This is a genomic window from Brucella sp. TWI559 (assembly GCF_039674265.1).
Taxonomy (GTDB): domain Bacteria; phylum Pseudomonadota; class Alphaproteobacteria; order Rhizobiales; family Rhizobiaceae; genus Brucella; species Brucella chromiisoli.
On sequence record NZ_JBDJNE010000012.1, the window covers coordinates 17,142 to 35,061 of the forward strand.

A 17,920-nucleotide genomic window follows, 5' to 3' on the forward strand; every position below is an offset into this window, starting at 1 on the left:
ATCCCACCGGAGCGCGGCGGGGATTATGCTCTAAAATCAGTGTTTTTATCGCTTTCATTTGCAAATGTACCATCAAATGAATAACCGTCTTTGATCAGGGGATTTAGAGGTGGATAATCTAGCTAAATGCGTAAGAAGCAATTTCGTATAAGAAGCTCGTTCTGCGGCACAGGCCTTATCATCGGAGCGTTATTTTTTGCTGCTTCCCTGACACCGAGCCTCATACCCCGTAATTATGTCTTTCAGGGCATTCTGGCTGGCGTGGCGTTTGGTTCGGGCTATGGTATCGGCGTGTTGCTGCGATGGTTGTGGTTATATTTAGAGCTACCGACCCTGAATGCGCAGGCATTAAAATATGCAAAAGCAATAACAGCTGTCATTTGCTTAAGCATCATGCTTATGGCCTTGTATCAAACGGCAAGCTGGCAAAACTCCATCCGCAGCGTTATGAATATGGAGCCTGTAGAAAGCGGTTATCCGTTCAGTGTCAGCGCACTTGCACTTGTAAGCTTTGGCGTTTTGCTTCTTCTGGCGCGCGGGATGATCGTTCTGGGCCGGATCATAATCAACACACTCAATCGTTATCTTCCGCGCAGGGTTTCCATTATCATCGGCTCAGCAATGACGTTTGCGCTTATCTTTACCATCGCAAATGGCGTCTTGGTGGAATATGCGTTCCGTGTTCTGGACAGTTCTTTTCAAAGATTTGACGCTCTGGTCGAACCGGACCGGCCGCAGCCCCTCATCGCAGAGCGCGCTGGCAACCCTCAATCAAAGCTTGATTGGCGAAAATTGGGTCGTGCCGGACGAGAATTTGTTGCTTCAGGGCCGACCGCATCCGAAATCAGTCATTTTAACAAGCGAACCGCTCTTGAACCTATAAGGCTTTACGCTGGTTTGCAGATTGCCGACACGCCCGAAGAACGAGCGGAATTGCTGCTGAGTGAATTAATTCGGACAGGTGCTTTTGATCGGGCTGTGCTTGTTGTTATTACACCGACCGGCACAGGATGGGTGGACCCATCTGCGATTGATGGACTGGAGTTTTTGTTTGATGGCAATGTCGCGAGCGTTGCATTGCAATATTCTTATTTAAACAGCCCGCTTTCACTGATGTTTCAGCCCGAAAAGGGACTTGCGTCGTCGCAGGCACTTTTCCGTGCCGTTTATGATCACTGGAAAAAGCTTCCGGTTGATCAGCGTCCGGAGCTCTATCTTCATGGACTGAGCCTTGGTGCTTTCAATTCCCAGCGGTCTATAACTTTCTTTGATATTCTGGGGGATCCAATCAATGGTGCAGTCTGGAGTGGCCCACCATTCCCGAGTGAAAAATGGCGCTCGCTGACCAAAAATCGCGATGCTGGCTCCACCGAATGGTTGCCTGTTTTTCAAAATGGACGGTTCGTGCGCTTCATGAACCAGAATGGCACGCCTGAAGGCAATACAGCGCAATGGGGCAATACGCGTTTCGTGTATTTACAATATGCCAGCGATGCGATCGTATTTTTTGATAAAAGCCTCGCCTACCGGGAAGCCGACTGGATGAAATCGCCAAGAGGCCCGGATGTCTCCCCGATGCTGGGGTGGTATCCGGTTGTAAGCATGTTGCAATTGCTCATCGACATGCCCTTAGCGGACACAGTGCCGATAGGTTATGGACACGTTTACGCGCCCGATCACTATTTAAATGCGTGGTTGAATGCAACGGGAATAGACAGCTGGAAAGCTGAAGACATTGAGGCGCTTAAAAAACATCTCAACAGCAGAGCGCTGCGTGAAGACGGTTATGAGCATCGCGGCGGCTAAAGTGCCCTATCCCGTATTCGAAACACGATCTGCGGGAAAACACTCGCAGATCATCAATCCATTGTCAGTTGGGAACCCACTGAATGACCGCAGTATTTCAGCTTCCTGTCTATACGTCCTTTATAGCTTTACGGCTTTGGACGAGGCGACTTTGGCGCCTGGTTCTGTAGCCGCTGATATCTGCTCGTTTTTCGCCTGTGAACACCTTCAGTCGCACCGAATGAAGTCTGTTTTGCTCACTTAAACACCCTCACACATGGGTTCATTCTGTATACGCATGAACCCATGTCGGTTTTGCACAACTGCGACAGCAAGAAACATTGGCTTGAGCAGTTGGGCGCTTGACTCCTGTCGGGAGCAACTTCTTATATATCAGAAGTTCGTGCGGGGCGGCGATCACCGATATTTCTCTTTGAAATTTGGTCGGTACTGGCGTCCTGTATGGAACAGGTTTTCAATTGAATGGCGGGCAGCAGCACGTCATTCAGCTAGGAATGAAATATGCAGCGCGTTTTTGACGGACATAATGATGTCCTTCTGCGTCTTTGGGAAAACCAGCGTAACGGTGGTGACCCGATCAAAGAATTTATCCACGGCACAAAGGTTGGTCACATAGACCTGCCCCGCTCACGCAAAGGCGGTTTGGCTGGCGGTATCTGCGCGATTTATATCCCATCTGGCCACCATATCGAACTCGGCAAACCCGACGAAAATGGCCACTACGTAACGCCGCTATCGCCGCCGCTTCAACGTGCCCCTTCCCTTGACATTGCGCTGGAGTTTGCTTCGCTGGCACTGCGCCTTGAACAAGCGGGTGGCTGGAAGCTCTGCCGCAACGGGAAAGATCTGGACGAAGCGCTCGCGGGTGACACATTTGCCGCCGTTCTTCATATGGAAGGCTGTGAGGCCATTGATGCCGACCTGGCGGCGCTTGATGTGTTCTATGCAGCCGGCTTGCGCTCACTTGGCCCGGTCTGGAGCCGCAACAATATTTTCGCACATGGCGTACCATTTGCATTCCCAATGAGCCCGGACACCGGTCCCGGCCTGACCGAAGCTGGTGAGCGTCTGGTTAAAGAATGCAATCGCAAGGGCATTCTGATCGACCTTGCTCATATCACCGAAAAAGGTTTCTGGGATGTGGCGAAGCTGAGTGACCAGCCTTTGATTGCAAGCCATTCCAACGCCCATGCTCTGACGCCGGTTGCGCGCAATATTACAGACCGCCAGATGGATGCTATCCGCGAGCGCAAAGGTATTGCAGGCCTCAATTATGCAACCACCATGCTGGGCAACGATGGCAAAGAAGACGCCAACATGCCGCTTTCCAATATGGTGCGCCACATCGACTACATGGTCGAGCGTATGGGTATTGATTGTGTAGCACTTGGCTCCGATTTCGACGGTGCAACGATTCCAGCCGAAATCGGTGATGCAGCAGGACAACAGAACCTCGTTATTGCCTTGCAAACGGCGGGCTACAATGACGAAGAACTGACAAAGCTCTGCCGCGGCAACTGGATACGCGTTTTAAAACAGGCATGGCACGAAGCCGCCTGAGCGAAAACAGAAATATAGAAAGGGAACTAAAATGAAGAATCTCGGACGTTTTCGTCTTCTCGCAGCAGGTGCTGCCCTTGCAGCGGTCATGGCTGCAAATCCGGCATTGTCGGCAACGCCTGCCGATACGCTCGTTCAGGCATGGGCCATCGATGACACCATTACGCTTGACCCGGCTGAATCCTTCGAGCTGTCGCCTGCGGAATTCATCGGTAATGCCTATGACATGCTGGTGCGTCTCGACATTAACGACACTTCTAAGGTTGTTCCCGGTGTTGCTGCAAGCTGGACCATTTCGGATGACGGCCTCACCTACACATTCAAGATGAAGCCAGGCATCAAGTTTGCTTCCGGAAACCCGCTGACTGCAAAAGACGTGGCTTACACTTTTGAGCGCGCTGTGCGCCTCGACAAAAGCCCGGCTTTCATTCTCACACAATTCGGTCTCAATGGCGAAAACGTCATTGAAAATGCCAAGGCTGTCGATGACGCGACATTCGTTCTGAAAGTGGACAAGGCTTATGCACCAAGCTTCGTGCTGAACTGCCTGACCGCGACCATCGGCGCAATTGTCGACCAGAAGCTGCTTGAAGAGCATTCGGTCAAGGTTACGCCAACCGATGATTACAAATATGACACCGACTATGGCGCTGCATGGCTCAAAACCGGCTATGCCGGTTCTGGCCCGTTCAAAATCCGTGACTGGCGCGCCAATGAAGTCGTCGTTCTCGAACGCAACGAGAATTATTATGGCGAAAAGGCCAAGCTCGCCCGCGTCTTCTATCGTCATGTCAAGGAAAGCGCCACGCAGCGCCTGATGCTTGAATCGGGTGACGTCGATGTCGCACGTAACCTCGAACCGGGTGATCTCGAAGCCGTTCAAAAGAACAAGGATCTGGCCGTTGCCAGCGCTCCAAAGGGCACTGTCTATTATATCAGCCTCAACCAGAAGAACCCCGAACTGGCAAAGCCGGAAGTGCGAGAAGCTTTCAAATATCTGGTTGATTACGATGCAATCGGCTCGACCCTTATCAAGGGTATTGGTGAGATCCGTCAGACTTATCAGGCAAAGGGTGTTCTCGGCGCACTTGACGCAAGCCCCTACAAGCTGGATGTCGAAAAAGCCAAGGAACTGCTTGCAAAAGCGGGTCTGAAAGACGGTCTGTCAGTTACGTTTGACGTGCGTAACACGCAGCCAGTGACCGGTATTGCCGAATCTTTCCAGCAGTCTGCCGCAAAAGCCGGTGTGAAGATCGACATCATTCCGGGTGATGGCAAGCAGACACTGACCAAGTATCGTGCACGTAATCATGATCTCTATATCGGGCAGTGGGGCATGGATTACTGGGATCCGAATTCGAATGCTGAAGCATTCACATCAAATCCTGACAATAGTGACGATGCATCCACCAAGACTCTGGCATGGCGCAATGCCTGGGATATTCCGGAACTGACAAAGCAGACACAGGCCGCATTGCTTGAACGCGACAATGACAAGCGTGCGGACGAGTACAAGAAGCTTCAGGAAGAAGCTCTTAAAGAAAGCCCGTTTGTGTTGGTGTTCCAGCAGATCGAAGTTGCAGGTCTTCGCGGCGACGTGAAGGGCTACAAGCTCGGACCAACATTCGATTCGAACTTCCTCGCACCAGTCAGCAAAGACTGATCTGAAGAACGGCCAGACAATTGAATACAACAACACCTGTAAAGAAAAAGAGGGGCGCCCGACGGCGCTCCTCTTCCATCGCTATGGCGATTGCCAGTTTTCTGGCGATCGTGATAACCACCTATCTCGGCCTGCTGGCCGTCACCTTCTTCATCGGCCGCGTTGTGCCGATTGACCCTGTACTGGCCATTGTTGGCGACCGTGCTCCCGCCCATGTGGTTGAGCGCGTGCGTCAGGAAATGGGCTTCAACCTGCCCTATTACCAGCAGTTCTTCCTTTATGTGAAAGGCGTCCTGCAAGGCGATTTCGGCACGTCCGTTCTGACCACCAATCCGGTCATGACCGATATTCGCCGCGTGTTCCCTGCGACGATGGAACTTGCAACCATCGGCACGATTATCGGTGCTTTGTTCGGCATTCCGCTTGGCGTTCTGGCAGCCGTCAAGCGCGGCAGCATCATTGACCAGATTGTGCGTGTGATTGGCCTTGTTGGTTATTCCGTACCAATCTTCTGGCTTGGCATGCTGGCCCTTCTGATCTTCTATGCACGCCTCGGCTGGACCTCCGGCCCCGGTCGCATCGACATTACATTTGAATATACATTCACACCGATTACCGGCTTTTATGTGATTGATGCGATCATTCAACGCGACTGGGAAGCCCTGCGCAACATCGTCTCGCACCTTGTTTTGCCGTCGGCTTTGCTTGGCTATTTCTCTCTCGCTTATATCAGCCGCATGACACGTTCTTTCATGCTCAAAGAACTTGAGCAGGAATATATCGTAGCAGCGCGTGCAAAGGGCATTTCGGAAACCCGGATCATCTGGGGCCATGCACTTCGCAATGCGGCGGTGCCACTTGTGACCGTGATTGCACTGTCCTACGCAGGTCTTCTTGAAGGCTCGGTTCTCACCGAGACGATCTTCTCATGGCCGGGTCTTGGTCTTTACATCACCAACTCCCTGCAAAATGCTGACATGAATGCCGTTCTCGGTGGCACAATCATCATCGGATCGGTCTTCATCGCGCTCAATCTTGTCTCCGATCTTCTTTATCGGCTTCTCGACCCAAGGACGCGCGCACGATGAGCCAAATGACACAAACATCCAATCTTTCGTGGCGCGACTGGCTGCTCTCAGAGCGCCCACAATCGCGTATGCAAGCGCGCCTCGGCCGCTCCTATATGATCTGGCGTCGCTTTACCGCCAACAAGCTGGCCGTCCTTGGCCTGCTAATCATCATCGCGCTGCTGCTGGTTGCAGCTTTCGCGAATGTGCTGGCACCGCATTCACCCTATACGGGTGATCTCGCCAATGCCCGCCTGCTCCCTCCGGGAACACCGGGTTACTGGCTCGGTACTGATGATCAGGGCCGCGATATTCTTTCGCGGCTAATTTACGGCTCGCGGCTGACACTCTATGTCGTGCTTCTCGTTGCTATCATCGCAGCGCCAATCGGTCTGCTGGTTGGAACGGTAGCCGGTTATGCTGGTGGCTGGGTCGATGCTGTTCTCATGCGCATTACCGACATTTTCCTTGCCTTCCCAAAGCTCATTCTGGCACTTGCCTTCGTCGCAGCCTTAGGACCGGGCATTGAAAACGCCATTATCGCCATCGCAATAACATCGTGGCCGCCTTATGCACGTATTGCGCGCGCTGAAACGCTGACCATTCGCAACTCGGATTACATCTCTGCTGTGCGACTGATGGGGGCTTCACCATTTCGTATCGTTTTGCGCCATATCATGCCGCTCTGCACCTCGTCGCTGATCGTGCGTGTCACGCTCGATATGGCAGGCATTATTCTCACCGCCGCGGGTCTTGGCTTTCTTGGCCTCGGCGCTCAACCACCATTGCCTGAATGGGGTGCCATGATTGCTTCGGGCCGCCGCTTCATTCTTGATCAGTGGTGGGTTGCTGCCATGCCGGGTATTGCGATCCTCATCGTCAGCCTTGGTTTCAACTTCCTTGGTGATGGTCTGCGCGATGCGCTCGATCCGCGGGGTAACAACCAATGAAGCCCCTTCTGACAGTTGAAGACCTGCGCGTCACTTTCCCAACCAGAACGGGTGCTATTGAAGCCGTGCGCGGCGTCAGCTTTACGCTTGGCCGTGAGCGTCTCGGGATTGTGGGCGAATCCGGTTCCGGTAAATCCCAAACCGGACGCGCTATCATGGGGCTTACCCCTCAACATGCGCAAATCACCGCCAAAAAACTTGAGTTTGACGGTATCGACCTTCTCAACACATCTGCACGCGAACGCCGCTCCTTGCGTGGTGGACGCATCGCAATGGTGTTGCAGGATCCGAAATATTCGCTCAATCCTGTGATGACCATCGGCAAGCAGATTGCTGAAACACTCAAAGCCCATGGCAAATTTTCGAGGGCGGAAATCCGCTCCCGTTCAATGGCCATGCTTGAAGCCGTGCAGATCCGCGATCCTGAACGCGTGATGAAACTCTATCCGCACGAGGTTTCGGGCGGCATGGGGCAGCGCGTCATGATCGCCATGATGCTGGTTGCAGAACCGGAAATGCTGATTGCTGATGAACCGACATCAGCGCTCGATGTGACGGTGCAGCTTGAAGTGCTTGGCATTCTCGACAAGCTGGTTGCAGAGCGTGGGATGGGGCTGATCTTTGTCAGTCACGATCTGCGCCTTGTCTCATCCTTCTGCGACCGCGTGATCGTGATGTATGCAGGCAAGATCGTTGAGGAAATCGCTGCGAGCGATCTTGCCAATGCAAAGCATCCCTATACACAAGGACTACTCAACTGCATGCCGACACTTGGAACAGACCGTCATCCGCTTCCCACATTGCAGCGTGAGGAGGCATGGCGTCTATGAGCACCACTCCAGCACTTCGCGTTGATAAGATCGACGTGTTCTTTGATGAATTCCACGCGCTGAAATCGGTGAGTATCGATGTGGCGCGCGGAGAATCCTACGGCTTGGTGGGCGAATCCGGCTCCGGTAAGTCCACACTTCTGCGTGCTGTGGCCGGGCTTGCCCCTGTTGACGACGGTGAAATCCGTATTGATGGAAAGCCGCTCAGAACACCGCGCGACAAGGCATTTTATCGCAATGTCCAGATGGTGTTTCAGGACCCTTACGGCTCACTGCATCCACGCCAGACGGTCGACCGCCTGTTGCTTGAGCCGCTTGCCGTGCACGGCATTGGTGATGCCGAAAAGCGTATCGTGCGCGCGCTTGATGAAGTGGGCTTGGGCTCTGGATTCCGCTTCCGCTATCCGCACCAGCTTTCGGGCGGTCAGCGGCAGCGTATCGCGATTGCACGCGCACTCATCATTGAGCCGAGCATTCTGCTTCTTGATGAGCCAACCTCCGCACTTGATGCATCGGTGCAGGCCGAAGTGCTTAACCTGCTCGAACAGGTGCGCCGCGACCGTAAACTGACCTTTGTTATGGTCAGTCATGATCTTGGCGTTATCACCCATATGTGTGAACGGCTTGCCGTGATGCGCAACGGTGAAGTGGTCGAGCAGCTTGAAGCTGGCGATCTGGTCAACGGTAATATCCATGCCGATTACACAAAGAACCTGATGACAGCCAGCGAAGGCTTCCGGCGTTAAGGAATAAGGTGACAGAAAAAGCCCCTGCTGCAAGGCTCTTGCAAGTCAGAGGCAACGTCTGCCAATTTGGCGACAAAAACGGTCGCCAAATCCTGCAATAGAGCATTTCCTACTTTGATTGAATGATAGGAAATGCTCCATTCTTCAAGTGTGCTGTGAATTTCATCGACAGCAATATTGCGATCACAATAATCATATTGAAATAGAACCTGTCGTCGGGCAGAGGAAAATAAACAAACTTTCCCAATACTCCGATGGTCATAGCAAACAAGATACCGTGAAAACGGGGAAACGCCGCTCTGACCTCAGCTTTGTAAGTGGCCGCCCAAGCAATCAACATCACAACCAGCATCGCCAACCAGGTCTCGCTGTAAAGCGCGAATATCACGCCGCGAATATAGGCTTTTACGAGCAATAACGGCGAAAAATCCGGGTGAAATCCAACCATATTTTTCTGTTGTTCGATACAACTGAAATAGAGGTGCGCCCACCAACCGGGATGCTCGGCAGCATGTGAAATCATGGCACCCGCAACGGCTGAAGCAACAAAAGCAACAAGCAGAGGGAGTTTGCGCCAACCGAACATCACAGAAGCAATCAACAGAGCGAAGATCATGATGATATTATCGGGCCGGATGGTAAACGACAGCAGCAAAAGAATTGCGGCAACCCAATCCCGTTCTCGCATAAATGCAAATACCGCTGCCAAAGAAATAGCCGCCATAACGACATCGGGAAACACCGCTGCACTCATTGGCCCATAGCCTGCGATGAGAAGCGCGGGACCGATGAACAGCCCAGCTTCAAAGGCATTATAACGCCAGAGCATCACGATGATTATGAAGCCCAATGCAAGCGCCGCTGCAAGGCTGATCAAGTGTCCACCACGGACCAATCCAGTAAAAGGCTCAATCCACCGCAGCAATTGGACATAGCCTGCTTTAACGCGGTACATGACGAGTTGAGACTTAAAAAATTCAGGGTTTTCCCATTGAGCTCGACGCCAACCATCACTTGACCTCAACTGGCTAAGCTGATCCGATGACGCCGCCGCTTCAATCTGACGCCATGTTTCGGCATGAAGCGCAGTCGCATCGGGATATCGATCCTCAAGCGCAGTCGCAACATATGGGATCATATCCCAATTATTGTCGGGCTTTTCAACTGAATAGATCACGACAACAGCCATAGCAATTATAACGGATAATATGCCGGCTATTCGAAGCAACTGTCGGGATGCATAATCTGATAGGCACTTTGAACCAAGCGAGAGAATCCTGTCGATTATTGGTTTATCAGTATGCACTTGATACAGTCCCCTTAGCGTAGCGTAGCATCGTCCCTTAGCTCAAGCTTATTCCATATTCTTCGCACATACGTCATCTAATAATCAGCTGCTCCACCAACTAATTCATCCAAAGCCAACTTATCGAGAGACGGTGCGAAATTATTGACGCGTTGGATTAGAACCATTGATGTTGAATAACTGTCCCATCTGACATGCAGAGCTTTAAATTTCTTCGCTTTTTTCGATAGAGTCTTGCTGTCTGTGGGCAACCGGTCTGACTTGGGGTTTAAACGTTGCGGGCTGCATTTTCGGCCCGCATGCATCGGGGTTAATCTGCCGCTGCCACAAGTCCCACAACGATGAAATTATCAATATCAATAATGCGGCGGCAGGAATAAGCCGCGGAAATGCCCATTCGATCTTAAGATGATTAAAACACTTTAATTCGTTTAAGCATCAATCAACACCCCAGATCATAATATAAGTAAAAACTAATATTAAATCAAACAACACGTATAAATTGACACTTAATTTCCCTATACCGTATCGCTGTGTTTAACAGCGGGGGCATTGATGCAGAACACAGTTGCGAACGTAATTTTGACATCGCGCGACACAATCCAAAACCATATGGAATTGGGCAATGTGACCGGCTCAAAGCTGAAAACTTTCAAAGCACCGCAAAGAAGGAACCGCAGCCGCACCGTGCAAAGGACAGAAAACTGCACCCTTTCTCAGCACTTTGATGGCCGATACATCGACGAACACAGCCGCTTCGATCGCCAGTTGACCCGCCAAGCCTCCCGGCACACGCGAGGCGCGATGCCGATGCAGGGCGCTTATTCCATGTATTTGCACATGCGTTCATTCTGATAGGAAAGCTATCAACTTTATCCTCATAGATAAGCGCAGTTTTGCCTGCGCGCTCTACATGATTTGATTTAAAACCCGATATGAGAGGGCTCGAGCATGAATGCTCATGGAACATCGAAATTCAGAGGCTACGCACGCACGTTGGCAGCACGCTGCATTCCGAATGGAGTTTTGAATCGAAGTGCTGCCTTGCGCGGGACGCGTTTTCTTGCCCATGCCGCCAGCCTCGCCAAGTCCGGTAAACAGCGCCCCTTTCAGATGGTCAATGTGGGCGCTTGTGACGGTGTTCTCTTTGACGATGTGACGCCTTGGCTTCACCGGATTCCCCGTTCCAAAGCAGTTCTAGTCGAACCTGTGCCATATAACTTGATCAGACTGCGCAAAAACTATCCCGATACGGAACGGTTTAAAATTGAGCCGATAGCGATTACTCGGGAGCCGGGCACGATCACAGTTAAGACCTTCGATGCCAAAGCGCTAGAAGAAGGCGCATTGCCCATAGAGTTTATAGGTTGTTCTTCTGTCACAGACACGAATCTGATGTCTGGCAAGAATGTATGGGGGCCGGATGATCCGAATTTCCATAAGTTTGAACCTTACTTAAAGGAAATTGTTGTTCCGTCCGACACATTACAGGCTGTTCTGGACCGCAATAATGTTGAATATATCGATGCATTCTTAGTCGACTGCGAAGGGGCAGACTGGATTGTTTTCGAGCAGCTTGACCTGCAACGCTATCGTCCCGGCATGATCAAGGTGGAAGTTGGAGCTCTATCTCCAACGGACATTGGGAATGTTATCGTAAAACTGAAGGCTGCGGGCTACGACGTAGGTATATATTGCGAAGACGTTTGGGCGTTCAGCTAACGGCGTCCAGCAAGCCAAGTGCGGTTAACGAGTACCCTGATCGCGAGAGGCAATTTTTATCTTACCCAATCGGAGGCATAATCTGACCAGAGTAAAACAAGGGTCAATAAATTTATGCTTGAAGTATAAAATGTTAGAGCGCCGATCTGATTTAATCAGATCGGAACGCGTTCTAATGCCAGTGGCGGCATTTTGACGTTTTGCCAATACCGGGATTGAAGCTGTTGGTAGGATCAAGTGAGCGATAAAAATCCTTGAGGGCGGGTTTTGCATCGTAAAGATGCCCGACATTATGCTCTGCTGGATATTCCGCGCCACGCGCATCAAGAAGCGCACAGATTTCATGCTCCAACGCCGCGCAGTCCGTCCCCTTTTTGACAAGATACTCCTGATGCATCACTTGGCAGAAGAAATGGCCTACATAGATTTTGAGCGCAATTTGCTTATCGATTGGTGCCGGAAGAGTCTCGAACCAGTCAATCGTATCACGTGGTAGCGCAACGTCGAGAGCAACAATATCTTCAACAGTCCGCCGGTGAACAGCACGATAGCGCACAACGGCACTGCCCACGGTAAAGCGGTTGAGGAAAGCGGCACTCCCTTCTCTATCGCCACACTCGATGAAATTACCGCTGGCGCTCGGAAATACGGATGCAAGATACTCACGCATCTCCGTGATACAAGCATCCCCTGCCCGGATCATCAGGTGGTGAGGATAACGGTTGCGATAATCCACAAGACGGGCTGGCATATGCTCTGGTAAGAAACGACTGAAAAACTGAAGCAGATTGTCCGAAACTGACTTGCCGAGACCCAGCTTCTCCGTCACGCCGTCAAACCAGCTTTTGGCTTTAAAAGCGCGCGGAACGTTCAGCGTTCCAAAAGTTCGAATGAAAAGAAACAGGTCCTTACCCCATATTTGCGCAGCGCGAAATGCATCCGAATGCATGTATTCCCCCGCGATAGGCAGGTTTTGAAAATTGGCAAGGACATGACGGCGGATTGTCTGAAGTTCAGCCGGATCGTTGGTACCGATGTAGAATACTTTTTCTTCGCTGGCGGTCGCGAAAGTATCAAGACGTAGCGCGAAGACCCCGATTTTTCCGGCAGAGCCCGATGCTTCATAATGTCGGCGCGGATCCGCGTTGAAGCGGGCGGGAGTTTTTGCGGAGATATCGCGCACATGCTCTTTATATTCAATATCCGAGGCCTGCGCGCCTTGAGGGAAGTCGATATCCTGTTCGGTATAGTCTCCGGCATCAAGCCGAGCGAGCATCTGTTCAGGATTATCTCCGAGACGAATTCCGAGATGATTAACAAGATGCAGTTTCCCTTCGGCATCGACCTGCGCGAAAAGAGCCAGTTGCGTATAAGCCGGGCCACGCTGCACCAGCGACCCGCCGGAATTGTTGCAGATACCACCAGTGACAGAGGCACCAATACAGCTTGAGCCGATGACAGAGTGCGGTTCGCGACCGAGTGGCTTAAGTCGCCTTTCGAGCTGATCAAGCGTCGCGCCAGGCATGCTGAGAATCTGCCTGCCGTGATCTATCAGGTCAATTCTCGTATTGCGAAGGGTGGAGACAATGACAATCGGGCGATCATAACCATCACCGAACGGCGTGGAGCCGCCGGTCAGCCCGGTATTGGCTGCCTGAAAGATGATTGCAACATCGGCAGCCACGCAAGCTTCGAGAACCCGCCATTGCTCAACGAGCGTACCCGGCTCAACCGCAGCCAAAACCTGACCATCGCCATAGCGATAACCCTTGCGAAAGCGGCGTGTGGAAGTGTCGCCAATATGAAGATAGCGGCGGCCAACGATTTCCTGCAGTTTTTGGATCAGGGTTGCGGTCATGGCACTCCAGCCTCGTAAAAACAATTCATAAAGCCTGCTCCGGATCCGGGGCAGGCTGTTTTGGGTTCTGGTTATACGGCTTAGCGCCCCATCAGCCCCGGCAATGTCATACTAATTGCCGGCACAAAGGATACGACCATCAGACACGCAATAATCACCAAAACGAAGACAATCAGTGGCCTGAGCATAGCCGTCACCGAGCATCCTGCGATCTGTGCGGCAGCGAACAGATTGACGCCCAGTGGCGGTGTGATCATGCCGAGAGCCAGATTGATGACCATCACAGTTCCAAAATGAACTGGCTCGATGCCGACCCGAACTACAGCTTCTTGCAAGATCGGAGCGAGAACGATGATACTTGCGCCTGTTTCGATGAACATACCGACGGTAAAGAGCATTGCGTTGATTGCCAACATCAACGATACCGGGCCATCGAACGTACTGGTAAGCCAAAGCGCTGCAGCATCAGGAACGCCCTGTCTGTTCAGCAGATACCCCATCAGCGTTGCAACACCAATAATAAACATAATTACAGCAGAGGTGATAACGGTCTTGCGGAAGGCGTTAACAACATCCCTGAACGTCATTTCACGGTGCAGAAAAAGACCGACCAGCAAGGCATAGACAACGGCAACAACACTGGCTTCGGTTGGCGTGGTGATGCCACCATAAATACCGCCCATGATGAAAATTGGCATAAGAAGCGCCCAGACCGCGCGGCGCATCGCAACCAGACGTGGCTGACGACCTTCTCCATCACGCTTGCCCCAACCCTTCATGCGGCACCAGATGATTGCCGTTAGAAGCAGTGCGCCAGCGATCATCAAACCGGGCAATACGCCAGCGAGAAAAAGCTCCGGAATCGAGGTCTGCGTTGCAACACCATAAAGGATCATGGGTATGGATGGTGGGAAGATCACACCAAGTTCCGCAGATGCAGCCATAAGGGCCGCAGCGAAACCCACCGGATATCCATAGTTGCGCATAGCGGGAATAAGAACAGCGCCAACTGCAAATGTCGTGGCAACACTTGAGCCGGAAATTGCGGAGAACAGCATGCACGTCAGGACGCAGGTTGCCGCAAGTCCCCCCTGAATCTGCCCGACAAAAGAACGGGCGAATTCGACCAACCGGCTCGAAAGCCCACCCACTTCCATAAGATTACCGGCAAGAATAAAAAATGGAATGGCGGCAAGTGGAAACTTGTCCAGTGCGATGAATATCTGCTGGGGTATGATGATCGATGGTAGGCTGGTAAAGCCAATAAGCCCGATCATTGATGCAAGGCCCACAGAAATAGCGACGGGTACCGAGATGGCAAACAACACCATCATGGCAGTAATCATTGCAGCGGTCATTCTGCTCTCTCCCTGCCCAGATCTATGAAATGGACAATTGCCCCGAGTGCTGCAAACACTGATCCAACCGGAATCGCCGCATAGCCCCATGCAATGGAAATATCGAGACCCGCCATTTCCTGAAACCGGACGCGCTGGGCCATTGCAAGGCCGAACCAGAACAGCGTTGCGAACATGATCATGCAGGAGACCAGCGTCGTTGCTTCAATGCTACGACGAAGCAATCCTGATGTGTTTTCCCGCGCCAGATCAATCGCAATGAACGCACCTTTACGAAGCGCTGTAGAAATTCCCAGAAGAACCATCCAAACCAAAGAAAGCCGCGTTAACGCTTCAGACCAGGTAGACGGTGAATGAAAAACAAACCGCCCCATCACCTGCCAGAAGCTTGATACGACAGCTATCGCAAGCGCGATGGAGGCGGCAACAGCCACCGCCGCTGCCAGAGCCCCGTCGACTTGACGGATGAACCTGGACACTGCACTCATTTGGCTTTCCAGTCACGAATGCGTTGCAGAAGCTCGGCGCCAAACTGATCTTCGAAGCCTTTGTTCGCGCTCGCCATGGCATCGCGATAAGCGTCACGATCTTCAATCGCGATAACTTCGATACCACGCTTGCGCAATGTTTCGATACCAGTTGTATCGTCTTGCTCAACGCGCGCGCGATTGGCAGCAGTGGCCGCAACGCCAGCCTCATCAACAGCCTTTTTCTGTTCTTCTGTCAGGCTTGCAATAAAGTCTGGATTGCAGACAAAAATGCCGGGCGAGTATACGTGCCGGGTGAGGTACAGATGTTTCTGCATCATATCAAGATTGTTTGACAGAATAACCGGGATCGGATTTTCCTGTCCATCAATTGTGCCCTGCTGCAGTGCCGAAGGCAGCTCAGAAAAGGCCATTGGTGTCGGCAGCACACCGGCAGCCTGCCAGGCTTGCATATGGATCTGGTTTTCCATAGTACGAATCTTCATGCCGCGCAGATCTTTAGGCGAATTCACCTGCTTGGTGCCCGTTGTAAGATTACGGAAGCCATTTTCCGTCCAGGCAAGACCGTAAAGTCCACGCGCTGGAAACAGAGCGAGCAATTCCTGACCAACGTCCGAATCCAGAACACCACGCGCATGTGCGTAGTCATTAAACAAAAACGGAATGTCGATCACGCGGGTCTCGGGAACGAAATTACCCAGAGGCCCAGCCGAACCGATAGCGCATTCCTGTGAACCAAGCTGCACGCTCTCGATGGCTTCCCGTTCGTTGTCCAAACGCTGGATCACAACATTCAACGTCCCATTGGAGCGTTCCTCGGCTACTTTTTTGAAGGCAAGCGCCCCTTCGCCAAAATGGCTGTCGATGGGTGACGAATGCGTGATGGTCAATACGGTCTGGGCCGTCGCGGTGAGCGTGGTTCCGGCCAGCAGCAGGCTGGCCAGGACCGCTGTTTTTACTTTAGTTCGAAGTGTCATATGGTTCCTCCTCCATATCGAATAATCGCCGCAGGGAAATGAATATAGAGAGGACGCTAAAGCGCCCCCTCCGGCAGCAGAGCTGCGGGAAAATTCTGGTAGCTAACCGGGCGAAGAAAGCGCCGAATAGACATCGTGCCCACACTGGTCGCCCCGAAATTTGTCGAAGCGGGGTATGGTCCCCCATGCACCATTGAATCAACCACTTCAACCCCCGTTGGAAAGCCGTTGACGAGAACACGACCAGCCTTGCGCTCCAGCACAGGCAGAAGCGCTTTTGCTGCATGGATATCCGCATCGTCCATGTGGATTGTTGTCGTCAACTGGCCTTCGAAATTTCGCGCCAGTTTGTGCATGTCTTCAAGTGACTTCACCCGGACAACAAGGCCAAGCGGTCCAAAGACTTCTTCGGCTAACGCATGATTTTCAAGAAAACGTTCTGCGGTCGTCTCGTAGAGGTTGGGGGTTACTTCCCGCCCTTCCGACACAGTCTCATAAACGACATCAACAGCATCATTATTCTGGAAACGCGTCTGACCATCGCGATAGGCACTTGCGATGCCGCCGGTCAGCATGAGCTGTGATCCTACGCTGGAAAGCCCCTCTTTGGCTGCGGCTACAAATCCATCAGCATCCGGGCCATCGAGCACCACGGCAATGCCGGGATTGGTACAGAACTGGCCGGCGCCCATCACAAGAGAGCCTGCCCAGCCGAAACCAATTGCCTCTGCGCGTACTTTGAGTGCTTCAGGCAGAATGAACATCGGATTGACGCTGCCCAATTCACCGAAGAACGGAATAGGTTCAGCACGTTGCGCACAGAGATCAAACAATGCCCGTCCACCCGCCAGCGAACCGGTGAACCCCACCGCCTTGATCAATGGATGCGTGACCAGCGCACTGCCGACATGACGATTGCCACCCTGTACCAGACTGAATACGCCGGGATTGACGCCCGTCTTGCGGATGGCTGCGAAAATGGCCTCAGCGATGATTTCACCTGTGCCGGGATGAGCGGAATGCCCCTTCACGACAACAGGGCAACCGGCTGCAAGTGCCGCTGCCGTATCACCACCAGCTGTTGAAAAGGCCAGCGGGAAGTTGGACGCCCCAAAGACTGCGACAGGACCGATGGGGCGCTGTATCAACCGAATATCAGGACGCGGCGCGGGCAGACGATCCGGCAAAGCAGCATCATGGCGCTTGTCGAGATATTCACCCTTCTCAATATGGTCGGCGAAAAGCCTCAACTGCCCACAGGTGCGTCCACGCTCACCCTGAAGACGGGCTGCGGGCAGACCAGTCTCCTGAGTGCCAATCTGGGTAATGGCTTCGCCACGTGTTTCGACCTCATCCGCGATGGCGCGCAAAAAAGCCGCGCGCTCCGAGATTGTGGAATAACCGTAAGACCAAAACGCATCTTCCGCTGCTTCAACAGCACGATTTACCAGTTCGACCGTTCCCAGCGAAAACGCATAGGCTTCACCCGAAACAGGCTCATTTTTGAAAGTTTCGTCGGTAGAAACCCACTCACCAGCAATGAGATGTTTGCCATGCGGTTTAAAAGTCATGTTTTTCTCCTACAGATA

Annotated in this window: 15 protein-coding genes; 9 read left to right on the forward strand and 6 right to left on the reverse strand. The window is 52.3% G+C overall.

The annotated features are described in order from the left end of the window. The first annotated feature begins 126 nt into the window (after positions 1 to 126). The 7 genes from ABE530_RS14435 (at position 127) to ABE530_RS14465 (ending at position 8,622) form a co-directional block, all read left to right on the forward strand. Positions 127 to 1,806 (forward strand): alpha/beta hydrolase, encoded by a 1,680-nt coding sequence (locus tag ABE530_RS14435; RefSeq protein ID WP_499694959.1) that lies wholly within the window; start codon positions 127 to 129, stop codon positions 1,804 to 1,806. A gap of 501 nt (positions 1,807 to 2,307) precedes the next feature. Continuing rightward, entirely contained in the window at positions 2,308 to 3,366 is a 1,059-nt protein-coding gene (locus ABE530_RS14440) for a dipeptidase (protein WP_265985872.1), read from the forward strand. Between the two features lie 31 nt (positions 3,367 to 3,397). Beyond that, the gene (locus ABE530_RS14445; RefSeq protein ID WP_499694960.1) at positions 3,398 to 5,029 is read left to right on the forward strand and encodes an ABC transporter substrate-binding protein; all 1,632 of its coding nucleotides are present in this window, start codon (positions 3,398 to 3,400) and stop codon (positions 5,027 to 5,029) included. Between the two features lie 83 nt (positions 5,030 to 5,112). Then, complete coding sequence (locus ABE530_RS14450; RefSeq protein WP_499695014.1) at positions 5,113 to 6,117, forward strand: ABC transporter permease; 1,005 nt, start codon at positions 5,113 to 5,115, stop codon at positions 6,115 to 6,117. Next, positions 6,114 to 7,046, forward strand: a complete 933-nt coding sequence (gene nikC, locus ABE530_RS14455) for a nickel transporter permease (RefSeq protein ID WP_265985874.1) — start codon at positions 6,114 to 6,116, stop codon at positions 7,044 to 7,046. The genes ABE530_RS14450 and nikC overlap by 4 nt, the downstream gene beginning before the upstream one ends. Next, a complete protein-coding gene (locus tag ABE530_RS14460; RefSeq protein ID WP_265985875.1) occupies positions 7,043 to 7,876 on the forward strand; it encodes an ABC transporter ATP-binding protein in 834 nt (277 codons plus the stop codon). The genes nikC and ABE530_RS14460 overlap by 4 nt, the downstream gene beginning before the upstream one ends. Continuing rightward, a complete protein-coding gene (locus tag ABE530_RS14465; protein WP_499694961.1) occupies positions 7,873 to 8,622 on the forward strand; it encodes an ABC transporter ATP-binding protein in 750 nt (249 codons plus the stop codon). Before ABE530_RS14460 ends, ABE530_RS14465 begins: the two co-directional genes overlap by 4 nt. 109 nt (positions 8,623 to 8,731) lie before the next feature. On the opposite strand, the gene ABE530_RS14470 is transcribed toward ABE530_RS14465, so the two are convergent. After that, positions 8,732 to 9,799 (reverse strand): hypothetical protein, encoded by a 1,068-nt coding sequence (locus tag ABE530_RS14470; RefSeq protein ID WP_499694962.1) that lies wholly within the window; start codon positions 9,797 to 9,799, stop codon positions 8,732 to 8,734. 684 nt (positions 9,800 to 10,483) lie between these two features. Between ABE530_RS14470 and ABE530_RS14475 the strand changes: the two genes are divergently transcribed. Next, a complete protein-coding gene (locus tag ABE530_RS14475) occupies positions 10,484 to 10,783 on the forward strand; it encodes a hypothetical protein (RefSeq protein WP_499694963.1) in 300 nt (99 codons plus the stop codon). Between the two features lie 96 nt (positions 10,784 to 10,879). Continuing rightward, positions 10,880 to 11,650 (forward strand): FkbM family methyltransferase, encoded by a 771-nt coding sequence (locus ABE530_RS14480; protein WP_265985879.1) that lies wholly within the window; start codon positions 10,880 to 10,882, stop codon positions 11,648 to 11,650. Between the two features lie 172 nt (positions 11,651 to 11,822). Here ABE530_RS14480 and dld read toward each other — a convergent pair whose 3' ends face one another. The 5 genes from dld to ABE530_RS14505 all read right to left on the reverse strand — a co-directional run bounded on the left by dld (position 11,823) and on the right by ABE530_RS14505 (position 17,902). After that, on the reverse strand, positions 11,823 to 13,508 hold the full coding sequence (dld, locus tag ABE530_RS14485; RefSeq protein ID WP_499694964.1) for a D-lactate dehydrogenase: 1,686 nt from the start codon (positions 13,506 to 13,508) through the stop codon (positions 11,823 to 11,825). An 80-nt stretch (positions 13,509 to 13,588) separates the two neighbouring features. Next, complete coding sequence (locus ABE530_RS14490; protein ID WP_499694965.1) at positions 13,589 to 14,866, reverse strand: TRAP transporter large permease; 1,278 nt, start codon at positions 14,864 to 14,866, stop codon at positions 13,589 to 13,591. Continuing rightward, positions 14,863 to 15,354: a TRAP transporter small permease gene (locus tag ABE530_RS14495; protein WP_499694966.1), complete on the reverse strand. Its 492-nt coding sequence runs from the start codon at positions 15,352 to 15,354 to the stop codon at positions 14,863 to 14,865. Before ABE530_RS14495 ends, ABE530_RS14490 begins: the two co-directional genes overlap by 4 nt. Continuing rightward, the gene (locus ABE530_RS14500; protein WP_499694967.1) at positions 15,351 to 16,331 is read right to left on the reverse strand and encodes a TRAP transporter substrate-binding protein; all 981 of its coding nucleotides are present in this window, start codon (positions 16,329 to 16,331) and stop codon (positions 15,351 to 15,353) included. Before ABE530_RS14500 ends, ABE530_RS14495 begins: the two co-directional genes overlap by 4 nt. Before the next feature lie 56 nt (positions 16,332 to 16,387). Further along, positions 16,388 to 17,902 (reverse strand): aldehyde dehydrogenase (NADP(+)), encoded by a 1,515-nt coding sequence (locus ABE530_RS14505; RefSeq protein ID WP_499694968.1) that lies wholly within the window; start codon positions 17,900 to 17,902, stop codon positions 16,388 to 16,390. Between the last annotated feature and the right edge of the window lie 18 nt (positions 17,903 to 17,920).